Here is a 12,437-nt window from a genome sequence, read left to right as displayed (position 1 = left end):
AGGGGGAAATTGAGATGACTAAAAAACTAATAGAAAAATTTACACCCACTAGTTTTAACGACTCTCTTATTTTTACTAGTCTTGAAGAAACAATAGAAGCGCATCCTGTTGTTATTTTTTATGATTCAAATACTGATTTATATTACTATGTTAAAGCTCGTTCCAAACATAAAAAAAACGGTGAAATTAGAAAAAAATTAAAAAGTGAAATTGAGATACCCAAATCAAACAAACCAAAAACATTATTTAGAAAAGACTCATATCTTGACTGCTCCCAAATTTTTTATATAGACAAAGAGGATTTGGAAGAGTTTTTAAAGAAAAATCAAACTAAAATTTGGGATACTCAAGAATTAGATTATTATTATGCAAACAAAATTTTTAATACTATCAATTCTTTTCTAAATGAAAAACCACCGTTTATAGTCCTTACACATGTGAATTATGATGTAAATATGCAAAAAGCCATCCCAAAAGTACTATATGCTAGCGATTGGCATCTTAAAAAAGATTACAATAATTCTTCAAAATCACTAGAAATAAATTTAAAAAAGGAAACCTTACAAAAGGAAAGAGATCCTCAAAATCTTAATCTTTTAAGAAATAATTTATCTCTTGCTAAGAAAGAATACGAAGAAGAAAAAATTTATTCGCCTTTATTTGAATGAATTCAAAAGAATAAATTCATTCAAAAAGGACTTAATTCAATGGAAATTATTAAACAATATAATTCATTAGAACAGCCAATAATACCTATTAATATTGATGCAAAAATAATTACTAAATCAATAATTGATTATGATGAATTAATAGAAGACTTACAGAAAAATGACTTTGAATTTATGATAAATTGGCTTGAAGAAAATAATTTAAGTCATAATCTAGACAATTTTGAAATATTCAAATTAATAATGCAAAAAGAAAATAATCAAAGTGATATTTTTGATTTTAATCACTTAGAATATGAATTTAGCAGTATTCTAAAAGAACGAGAAAAATTTAAAAAAGATGGACCAAAAATGAAAATGTAAAAAAAGGAAGAAAAATATGGAAGTTGGACACTTAATCGGCGCGATTTCTTCACTGGTTTTTTGATCTAGTTTTGGAATTTATATTGCAAAAGTTAAGCAAACAAATAGACTAAAAGCATTTATTTATAAAACGCCAAAGCGTAAACGAAACTTAACTTATTTTTATTTTACAATGATTGCTTGTTTAATTTATGGAGTATTTTATGTTGCATTTGATCTATAAAAAATTGAAAAAAAACAAAATTTTATTATTATCTAGTAGTTTTTTAGCACTACCAACTCTGGTAGTATCTTGTATTCACCCTTATCAAGAAATCCAAAAACAAATCTCAAAATCGCTTGTTCCACCTCAAGGATCTTATAATCCTAAAACTGCCAATCCGGAAAAAGGAAGCCCGATCTTAGAAGAAAATTCTGAAATAATTTCTAATTCGGTTCTCGGATTTAACGGTCAAAAGAAAAATCCAAAAGAAACAAAAAACCGTTTTGATGTTGCCAAAAATTATACCGAAGAAATTGTTGATGCAAGTTTTCTTTCTGGAAAATACGGACTGTTGCCTTATTGATATTATTTACAATCAATTCCTAAATATTTAGAAAACAAAGGTTTTGGTACTCGCCAATATAATAAAGAACAGTATGTAAAAAGATTAGAGTATTTTTATAATAAGATTAGGAAGTATCGTAATGATAATTTAGTTGATTATAAGAGTCCGCAAGACGGTGGTGCGGTTGAAGTTTGAAGGCAAGGGCTAGTTAATCAGCATAACAAAATGTGAAATACCAAAGACGATAAAGATAAAGATAAAGACAATAAATCAAATGTTCCTATACCTGACGACCTAGGCGATAACGATAAGGTGGATCCGGAGAAAATAAAGGTTGCTACTTATTTGCCAATGATTAAGCCTGAACTTGATAAATATAACGCTCAAATTCCTAGTGATAGAACAATAAAGCATGCTATTGTTTTTGATTTTTTATTAGCTAATGAAAGAATTTGACCTTCGGTTGTTGATAAAAAACTATTATCTGATGACGATGATGATAAAGAAGATATAGCCCGTTATTTTCGTGAAGAATATTACATCAAAAAAGGCTACAAGCCTAGTGAACCAGAAAAATTATGATATGAACTCGGGTGATTTATGCTTCGCCCTCAGCGAATTATAAGCTCTGCTAATATCGCCAGAGATGTTTTAGAAACCATACACGACGTTGAAAAATACCTTTTTGATTTAATAGACAAAAACAAAGATATTGGTGACCAATTGGGTTCTACAATGTTTAGCGAAGTCGACAATTTTACAAAAGCGCTTGCTAATTTTTTAAAGCCCAAACACCATTTAAACTTGCGAAAAGATTTAGTTTTTAATATTGATATTTCCAATAACCAAGACGATCAGTCACTAATTAGTGATTTTATTAGCTATTACAACCAAAAAATCGCCCCTATAATTTGAAGAAATAATTTAAATACATCAAACAACAAAATAAAAACGCTAACAAAACTCCTTAAAGAAGTTCCTAGCGAGTCTAAGTATTTCAACAAATATCTAAAACCTTATTTACCTGAAATTAAAGATCTAAAAACCGAAGAAGACATCCAAAACGACCCATTAATTCCCGAAGATAAAAAAGAAGAAGCAAAGCAAGGAGCAAAGAAAGCTAGCATAAAAGTCTGAGGGGCTTGACTAAAAAACTATCAAGATAAATACGGAATTAAGTTTAAAGAAGACGCTTCAATTGACAACGAAGACTTTGATCATGAGAGTTTATCCTCCGTTGTCAGACCAGATCCAATTCAACCAAATACTACTAGAAGCAATGCTCAATCAACCGACAGTCAACCCACCAACTAATTTATTTTTAAAATAAAAAACCACCTAAAAGCAGAAAAAGGAAAAACCAAATGTCAAAAGTTATACTCCCTGATATTATTGAACAAGAAATTAAAAAAATTATCAGAAGAAGAAAATGAAAAGCTTTTTTGCGTATTCTTGATATAATAACTTTCCCCATCCAATTAGTATTCCAATTAGTATTCTTTATAATTGCTTTTGTATTATACGACCTTCTTGGGCCATTCTTGTTGCGCGGTGCTCAAATAATTTTGTGATTTATAGGAATAGGGGCGATAGTCGGTGGAATAATTTATCTTATTACTTGATTAGCGAGTTTATAAAGAAACAAAAACAAAAAGGTAAAAATATTAAAAACAAACAAAAGAAAAACCGCTTGTAAGGCGGTTTTTTTGTTAATTAAATTTTTTGAATTTCTTCCTTATTAAAAACCAAATCCCAAAGGATAAAATCCCTAACACGGTGATACTTAAAGGAATAAACCAATATAAATTCTTTTTATCTTGAATAAAACTTGTTGTTTCTTCGGTTACTGGCAAATTAAAGTTATAAGGCACAAAATCAAAGTTCTCAACATTAAATTTTAAGTTCCCATCGGTTAAATAATTCGATGGCTTAAAACTAATTTCTGAAAACTTGTTATGCTGGATTTGCTCTAAAATTTTATCAAAATCTCCCGGATTCAGATATTCTTCTCAATTTAAGCCTCATGGAACAAGTTGTTTATTTAGTTGATCTCTTAACTGTTCAGCCATTTTTTGTGGATCGTTGGAATTTATTTTAATATCATTTATTTTTATTTTTGACAAATTCTTTTCTTTTAAAGCCGAGATATTTGGAACAACATTTACTATATCTAAATTTACATAACCTGGTAAATCAATGCCTGAAAGCGGCAGATTTCCTTGACTTTTAGCTGATTCAAAATCGCCTTGATAAACATTAAAAAGAGCTGGATTATTTAAAAGCTTTGGGTCAAATGAATAGTTCTGACCAAAATTTAGCTGATTATTTGATAATAATTGAAGTTGTTTTTTTATTTCTACAATCGCTTGCTCAGGATTTGTAATTCCTTTTAAGTTTGCTTTAACATCTTTTGGTAGCGGGTTGAATACATCGTAGTTGTCTTGGGCTTGTTGTTGTAATTGTTTTAAATTAAATTTAAATTGATCTTTTGCGATAAAATGTTCGCCATCAGTTACTAATTCAACCTCAAAAACTCCGTCTTCGGTTGTTCAACTAATTGTCGCGACATTTTCACTGCCAACCTCTGAATTAACCAAAATTGATACTCGATTGACAAGTTCTTTGGGACTCACAAAGACATATTTATTCACTAATTCTTGGACTTTTTGTTCTAAGCCATCAACCTTAATTTCTTTTTTTGTAGACTTTAAATCTTTAAGTTCTCGATCGGTTTTTAGTCCTGGAAACTCAAAAACACCGCCGTTTAAACCTAGTGTTTGCCTAAAATCAGAGTCAACTTGAAATGCTCAGTTTTGACCATTTTTAAATGGCGTTATACTAATATCTTTTAATTTAGCTTTTTGCTCATCTGTTAGATACTGTTCAATTCCACTAAAATCTAAACCTTGTAGTTTAATTGTTTGACCACTTAAAAAGTTAATATTTGTTAGTTCTTTTAAATGTTTTTCTAATGCTTGGTCAATTGTTTTTGAGATAATACTACTAATAGGGTCTTGAATTTCACCCTTATCGTACTTATAGTTAATATAAGACTTCCAATGGGCTATAAGTTTTTCATAACTTAGGTTTTCGATATATTTATTATTAAAGCCTCTGACCTTAATTAAATATTTTTCTAATTTTTTACCTGCTGGCGATTGCCAAAATGGGATATAAACCTCTGAGTCAACTATATCTGAAAATAGTTTTGTATTATCGTTATCGCCAATTAAAAATAACTTAAAAGCTTGTTGATCAGTTTCGTAACCAGCTCTATACAATCAAAGTCCGGAATTTGAGAAATATTCGAGTTCGTTATTGGTTATTTTAGGATCTTGACCGTCTTTATTACTTGGACTTGATGAAAAAGTAGTTACATTAGGCGCAAGTGTAAATTTCTTTTTTTGATTTTGATCTATTTTATATCTTTTAACAGTGGCTTTGTCGTCTTGGAAATTCTGAGAAAAAGTTGTATTTATCCCTTTGCCAGCTACCGCTGCCTCAGCAATAAATCCATTGCCAATAGTATTGTCTTGATAAAATATATTATCACTTAGGTCGCTTCCATTATTTTTAACCCATAGAATTTGTTTTTTTGTTCCAGTTTGCGGATCGATATTAGGATCATATTTAGGATTTTCTAATTTTTTCCCATCTTGACCAACGATTTCATTTCCAGAGTCATCCAATAAATACTGACTAATTAATTTTTTCTGATTTAAATTTTTCTCAGGATCTCAACCAAATCATTTTCCTTGTAGTACATTAACAACAGATTTTGTAACCAAATCAATTGAATAAGATTTTTCAACTTCGCTTTTGTCTTTTTTAAATTTTTTAATTTCGATTTTGTATTTATTGGTTGCACCATTTTCTTTTTGTTCGAGTCTTAGATCTTGTAGCACAGTTTCAAACTGATTGTCAAGAACATCAATTTTTTTGCCATTAACAAACAAAACTTCTGAATTGTCTTTTGCTCCGTTAAATTTTACTTTAACGTCACCAACAAACTCAAATTCACCACCATATACGTTTGCTTGATCATTAGTTGGTGTAGCGGTTTGACTAGTTGAACTATTTGGTTGTTGGTTTGCTTGAATTTGTTTTCTCTCTGCTTTTGTTCGAACAAGTCTTTTTAATTTTTCATTATATTTTAGAACCGTTGACGGAATTAGTTCTAGTCGTGATGAAAATTCTCTTTGTAAAAAGAATTTAGTCGGTTTTCACTGAGTTGGTCATTTACTAGCGTCATCGGGGTTAGATAATCAAAACTTTTTTCTTTGCTTATCTAATGGATCGACAAATTCAACTCATACCTGAGCTATATCTCCCGAACTAGGTCAATAAGATCATCTATATTCAGCGCTATATGGTATAGTACTATCGTTTGTTTTAGCAGCTTTTTCTCACCAATTATTTAATGTTTCAACTCAATACTCGCGATTTGACTTTAAGGTGGCGACATTTGTATCACTAGTTGTTTTAACTGGTTTTGGAGCAAGAATTCCACGACTAGCTCCAGAGTCAGTGGAAATTACGTATTGATCGGGAAAATCTTTTTTAAAAGAACTTTGTAGATCTGAGAAATATTTTGCTAGGGCTGCGCTTTGTTCGTTATTTCTATCTTCTTCATTTTTTCTTTCTACAAACGCACTAATTGTAACACTTAATTTTGTTATTTTTTCATCTTTAACAGTATACTTAAAACTTAATTTAATTTTTTTTAGATTAAATCCTTGTTGTTGATCGCTCTTAAATTCTTTTTTAAGTCCAGCACCCAAGCCTTCAAATATCCGATGGTGTTTTATTATTCCGCGGTCGTTGACATCACGTAGCCCTACATAAAACAAATTAAAAAAATCAGTAAATTTGCTATCATCACTTAAACTATTCAAACCATACTCATCATGTTCAATATCTTCGAGATCAATTTCAAAATTGTTGTCAGGGATTGATTGGTTATGTTTATGGTTTTTATCATACACACCATCTGGAACAGTTTTTTTCTTTCAATAATGACCACCACAATTATACCCCGTTCGTTCACAAGTACTGTCAAAAGCATTGCCCGTGTGTTCGAGAGTTTCAGTTGTAAATCAATTTTTTGAAAATGCGACTTTTTGTTCTCGTTGGCCGGCAATAACTTCTTCTCGGTCAGTTTCATCATAAACGGGATCAACACCAACGAAAATTTCCCAATTTCGGGTTTGTTGTTTAAGGTCAAAATCAAAATTGTCAATTTCTTTGGTAAAATTATATGTTTTGTCGGGTTTTACGACCCAAACCCTATCTTTCTTAATCTCTGAATTATTATAAACAGGCAACTCGTAGGTTGCCGATTGTAAAAAAACTAAGGATGAAAATGGAGTTAAAATTAAAAAAATTTTACTTAACTTTTTAGTTGTTTTTGTCATTTTAAACCTCTTTTTCTTCTTTTTGACTTATTTGTTCTTCTTGTTTAACTATATTTATATTTTCACCTTGACTTTTATCTATATTTATATTCTCACTTTGGGATTGTTTTTCTACTTCATCAGACTGCTCTAAATTGGAAAAATTAGGCTCGTAACTTTCTTTTAATATCGATTTTATTTTTCGCAGACTAGTTGGTCGGGCAATTAATTGGTCTTCGTCATTAATAATCTGATCGACTTGTTCAGTTAATAAATAATTTTTGTAACTTTCATAGATTTCTTTTTTTCTTGCCTGATTTTTCTTTTTCAAGAGAAGATATTCTTGTTCTTGTTTTTGCTTTAATTCATTAAAAATATAGACATCATCTAATTTGATATTAATATCAAACTGGCTTTTGCCAAGCACATCTAATAAAAGGTTGATTATTACATTAAATTTTTTATTTAGGGTATCATATTTATGTTCAAGCAGCATATTATATTCTTCAAGCCTTAAATAAAAAGGCGAAAGGGAGGTATAAACTGCTTTTCTTAGCGAATAATAAATATCGTTTTTGAGCGCTGAATAATATTTAAGTGTATTTTCTGATGTAAGCGTGTTTAAAATTAAATATTTTAAGAGCTTATTTGGATTTTCTTTTTTAGCTACGGCCTGAGTTCTAAAATTATTTATTATTTTTGCTTCATTTTTCTCTGAAAATTTTAGTGTAAAGGAAGGAACTTCAGCATTAAATTTTTCTTTTACTTTGGTTTTTATTTTTTTTGTTTTTTTAGACTTGGTACCTTTGACTTTAGTATCGTTAATACCGACAACCACTGATTTAATTAAATCTTTGAGTTGATCGCTTGAAAATTGGAAATTTGTGCTGAGTTCTTTTTCTTCAAATTCGTTCATGTTTTCCTCCTGATATTCATTTTTTTCTCCTGAATTTTGACTAAACATTGGCTCTATCTCCTTTATCGAAGAAATATTGTTTTTCGACTTCGTTAAAATAAGCTCGTAGCTTGAACCGATCAATTGTATTTACTGTTAGTAAAAATTCACCAATTTGTGCCAAATTAATAAAATTTTTTTCCTCATCAGAAAGACCACCAACGTTTCTATATAACGTATCAATTTTTTCGATATCTTTTGATTTTAAATTAAAAAATATTGAGTACTGACAGTTTTCAATAATAGCCTCAGATTTTCTTGCAGCTTCTCCGCTAATTGCAAAATCGCCAGGGTTTTGCGTTGTTATGACCAAGGCACCATTGTATTTTCTTATTGTTTTGGCCGTATCAAATAAAAAGTTTAAGGCAAATAAATTTGTCTCATCAATGAATTTATGCCCTTCATCAACGATTAGCATTATTTTTTTATCGGTTTTATGATAAAAATCTGAAATCTGACCTTGAATAAATGATAGCGCTAAGAAAAAGGCCGCTTGATATACCCGTTTTTCTAAATTCATTAAGGCAGCAACATTAAAAATAGTAAAGTTAGAATCTAAGTCTTTGGTGTTTGAATACCCGTTAAACATCCTCCCCAAAATTGAAGAATGATCAAAATTAGCTTCAAAATTAGCAATAATAATTTCTTTTTCGATATCTGATAAGTAACTAAATTCGCTTTTTTTTATAACTTTAATTAAATCACTAATTAATGGAAAGTCTTGATTTTCAAGCTTTGTGATATCACCTTCATACTCATAAAAGCCAAAATAATCATAAAGCTTTTTAACACTACTTATAATTGCTATTAGTGATGTATTATTAAGATTAGGAAATACTATCTGGAAAAAAGTTTCAAGTTTTGCTAAATTAAGTGCTATTAAGTCAGAATTACTAATTTGATCATCTTTTGATGGATTAAAAACTTTTCTAATTTGCAATGGGTTAAAAATCGACTGTCCGCTAGAATTTAAGTGAACAACATTTGCTCCTAATTTTTGACCTATTTTTCAATACTCGTTTTGTGGATCAAGAACAATAACAGAGTTTCCTATTGCTTTATTATAAGTTATTAGTTTTTTTGTAATTGTTGTTTTACCTGATCCACTTGTTCCTAAAATGAACAAATTTGAATTTTTTCTTACGCCTTTTTGGTAAAACTGATCAAAAAATAAGGGTGTGTTATCATAGAAATTTAACCCTAAGGTATTATAATTATTGTCATTAAATTCGCGTGTTGTAAAGGGAAATCCTCAGGCTATATTATTGCCTGGCATTTCAATATATTCTTTTAAGTTATCGGTTTGGGCAAAAAATATATTTAAATAAGCAAATAATTGTTTAAAACGTAATGAAAAAGGAATAGCGTTAATAGATTTAATTAAATTTATGTTGGTATATTCTAAGGTATCTAATTCTTCTCTTGAATCTGCGCAATTTACAAATAAAAATGTTGAATAAAAAAGGTTCTGCCCACTTGCGGCTACATCAACTACATTTTCTAAGGCTTGTTGTTCAAATTCGGTTTTTCTTTTTAATAGAACGTTTCTGGTTTGATCTGTTTGATTTAAAGCTAAAATATTGTGTGCTTTATTAAGGATCTTTTCTTTTTCTTTGTCAGACATTTTTTCGATGTTTCAAACTATATTTGAATCGGAATTAAAAAAAGCATTTGCCCAGTATGGTGGCAGCTCTAGGGGTAGTTCAGAAACGGATTGAATTGAAAATAGTTTATTATTAGACTTAAAGTATTTTGAATGTCACTGGATTTCATCTAAAGCAAAAATTGATTGTAATTTGCTAGCAATTTCACTTGATTTTTGACCGTACATTTTTGGATTTGTTTTAGCAAGTTGTTCTAAATCTTTTGACTGCTCAACTATTTCTTTGGCAAAGTCTTTATCAATTCGATCATTTGAATTCAAAATTTTTAAACATACATCTAAAAGTTCTTCAACTTTTAATTTCTCCGCTTGAATTTCCATTTGCGATAATTGGGATTTAATTTGTAATATTTCTAAGTCAAGTTCTTTAATTTCAAATCCATAAATAATTAAAAAGTAGTTAAATTTTAACTGACCTTCAAAAGTTAAATTTAAGTCTTCATAATAGGCTTCACAAATTTCTTCGTTAGCATTGACTTTACAAGACTCGAATTGCTTTTCTAAAAACTTTTGATTTTCTTCGATATCATTCTTAACTGCTATTTTAACAATAGAAATCTTTTTATTTATATTATTAATAATCTTGTCAAAGTTATTAAATATGGAAGCTTGGGTATCAAGATCGTAGGCAAAAATATCAATACCTTGGATTTTTAGACCCCCTACATACGATTTTCCATTAAAAAGATAATTATTTTTTATCCCTTTATAAGGTATCAGCGCTTTTGTGTTATTCGAACCACTTGCACTAATTAAGTATTTTTTTGGCATTGAAATAAAACGAAGCCAATTTATTAGTATCTGTCAACCACGTGCTTTTTGTGACGGGAAATTAAATAATAAAGGAAGCCCGACAAAAGCAAAAAACAAAATCATAATTAAGAGTTTAACCAAAAAATTTAAATCAGGATCAATTGCAAAACCAAAAATTAAGGCTAAAATAATAATAGCAGATAAGACTAGCAAGTCTCAAATATTAAAGTTTCGAAAAATATGTAAATTGATTTTTGATATGGCCTTATTTTGAATTTGTTTTTTCATTTTTTTCCTTTTTTTCTTGGCTTATATTATTATTTTGCTCTTTATTTTTAGATTCTTGTTCTAATGCTTCAGTTCTTTTTTCTTGATTTTCTTTGCTTTCTTCTCTTTTTTTGGCATCTTCAATAGGCTTGTCTACAATTTTATAATCATAAGATTTTTTATAAGAATCTTGCTTGCGATAATCACTATCTCTATATGAAACAGGGATCTGAACTGTATTGTATAAATTTTTTGATCTTTTTGCAAACTTCGCTTGCCGTTTTTCTTTGTTTTTGGAAGCTTCATTCTCTTTTACAACCGCTTCAGCCCATTGTGAACTTCAGTTTTGCTTTTGATTTTCATCATTTGGATCTATTTTGGGCATTTGTTGATTTACATCACTTAAATTTTTTGCAGCTTCTTCATGTTTTCGATCTGCTCATTTAGAACGCTTTTTGGAAATATCATACATTTTTCCTTCGATAATTCCCATATCCTTGCTTTCTTTAAAAGCTTCTTTTGCGGCTCATAGTCTTTTTATAGGTTTTGTGAATTTGTTACCCTGTATATCTTTGCTTTTCTCTCACCCTTGCCTGAACGTTTGACCTAATTCCACTTTTCTATTAGCCAGTTCATTCAGCCTTAGTTTTCTTTCGGTGTTATTAATTCGACCAGCTCTATAATCATCTTTGATCTGGGCTTTGGCTGAATCATAAAATCCTGTTAGCCTTGCACCTTTTCTAAATATTTTTCGTCCAAGCGTTGGTGCTGTTGCTAATAGACCGGCAGTTGCTGAAACCCCCACAGCTGTGCGATTTGCCCATTCTTGCTGACTTCGAATAAATCCTTCACCTCCGAAATAACCGGCAAACTCTTGCGAAATTGTTTTTATTGCTATACCACCACCAAGAATCATAATTAAACTAAACACGAAACTTAATATTCAATTAGCTAATCCGCCAAAATCAGTATCGCTAGTTTTGATAAAATCTCAGGCATTTATTGAATACTCTGTTCAGACAAAGAAGAATAAAAACGATAATTGATAAATGACAACCACCCAAAACTTTGCTCAAAAACCGTTTAAATACTTCTTAAATAATTTCCCATCATCGGTTAGTTGCGAAATTGAAAACACCGGCAATAAGAGTAATTGATAAAACATTTGAGCAATATTTGCTACTAGGCTTGTTAGTGTTGTTCCTAGTATTCAAGCAATCGTTAAACTTGAAATTAGTACTAATAAAATAAGTTTTGCGCCTTGTCCTCATTCAAAACCGGTGTAAGTATTATAACTAACTACATTTCCTTTTGCTAGCGATTTAATATCTTCTGGTGTTAATTTTAAATCACCTGTCGCCCCTCGAATTAACGATACATTTAAGTTTTGATTCTCACTAAAACTAGCTTTAATTTCCATTAATACTATGTTTGTCCCGACAAGAACAATAAATAAAAAACCTACAAATAAAATTGGAAAAAAAATAGCGGAAATAGTTTTTAGAATTATGCTTTTGATTTCAGACTGACCTGTTTTTTGCTCTTGGTTGTAGAAAAATCCTTTTAACAATCGATAGAAAATTAAAAAAACAAGCGCACCAGCAGATAAACCAACAAAAATTCAGAAAGCAACAGGAATTTTATTAACATCGACTTCTTGTTGTCCGAAGAATATTCCTTTAAATAAATTGAAGTTAATTGCGCCAAATAGTGTTGTAATAACATTTATTATTGTTAGTGGAAACCAACATAATAAATATCATAATCCGGAAAAAATACCATAAGCAACCGTGTTTATTATTCCACCAAACATTTTTTGCCTTAAAT

Annotated in this window: 8 protein-coding genes; 4 read left to right on the top strand and 4 right to left on the bottom strand. The window is 29.8% G+C overall.

What is annotated here, in order from left to right; all coding sequences use genetic code 4:
• Positions 1 to 14: 14 nt before the first annotated feature.
• From V3255_RS01870 to V3255_RS01855, 4 genes are read left to right on the top strand one after another with little or no spacing between them, the layout of a single operon-like run.
• Positions 15 to 1,031: an Mbov_0400 family ICE element protein gene (locus V3255_RS01870; protein WP_337903108.1), complete on the top strand. Its 1,017-nt coding sequence runs from the start codon at positions 15 to 17 to the stop codon at positions 1,029 to 1,031.
• 16 nt (positions 1,032 to 1,047) lie between these two features.
• A complete protein-coding gene (locus tag V3255_RS01865) occupies positions 1,048 to 1,254 on the top strand; it encodes a hypothetical protein (RefSeq protein ID WP_337903107.1) in 207 nt (68 codons plus the stop codon).
• On the top strand, positions 1,235 to 2,893 hold the full coding sequence (locus tag V3255_RS01860; protein ID WP_337903106.1) for a hypothetical protein: 1,659 nt from the start codon (positions 1,235 to 1,237) through the stop codon (positions 2,891 to 2,893). The genes V3255_RS01865 and V3255_RS01860 overlap by 20 nt, the downstream gene beginning before the upstream one ends.
• 50 nt (positions 2,894 to 2,943) lie before the next feature.
• Entirely contained in the window at positions 2,944 to 3,216 is a 273-nt protein-coding gene (locus tag V3255_RS01855) for a hypothetical protein (RefSeq protein ID WP_337896727.1), read from the top strand.
• 72 nt (positions 3,217 to 3,288) lie between these two features.
• Here V3255_RS01855 and V3255_RS01850 read toward each other — a convergent pair whose 3' ends face one another.
• From V3255_RS01850 to V3255_RS01835, 4 genes are read right to left on the bottom strand one after another with little or no spacing between them, the layout of a single operon-like run.
• Positions 3,289 to 6,993, bottom strand: a complete 3,705-nt coding sequence (locus V3255_RS01850) for an Mbov_0399 family ICE element protein (protein WP_341516298.1) — start codon at positions 6,991 to 6,993, stop codon at positions 3,289 to 3,291.
• Position 6,994: 1 nt separating this feature from the next.
• On the bottom strand, positions 6,995 to 7,936 hold the full coding sequence (locus V3255_RS01845; protein ID WP_337903104.1) for an Mbov_0398 family ICE element protein: 942 nt from the start codon (positions 7,934 to 7,936) through the stop codon (positions 6,995 to 6,997).
• Positions 7,929 to 10,631, bottom strand: a complete 2,703-nt coding sequence (locus V3255_RS01840; RefSeq protein WP_337903103.1) for an Mbov_0397 family ICE element conjugal transfer ATPase — start codon at positions 10,629 to 10,631, stop codon at positions 7,929 to 7,931. The genes V3255_RS01845 and V3255_RS01840 overlap by 8 nt, the downstream gene beginning before the upstream one ends.
• Positions 10,609 to 12,423, bottom strand: a complete 1,815-nt coding sequence (locus V3255_RS01835) for an Mbov_0396 family ICE element transmembrane protein (RefSeq protein WP_337903102.1) — start codon at positions 12,421 to 12,423, stop codon at positions 10,609 to 10,611. The genes V3255_RS01840 and V3255_RS01835 overlap by 23 nt, the downstream gene beginning before the upstream one ends.
• Positions 12,424 to 12,437: the final 14 nt, after the last annotated feature.

It is taken from the genome of Mesomycoplasma ovipneumoniae, assembly GCF_038095975.1.
Lineage (GTDB): Bacteria > Bacillota_I > Bacilli_A > Mycoplasmatales > Metamycoplasmataceae > Mesomycoplasma > Mesomycoplasma ovipneumoniae_C.
Note: the sequence above shows the minus strand (reverse complement) of the source record. Positions and strands in the feature narration are given on the sequence as shown.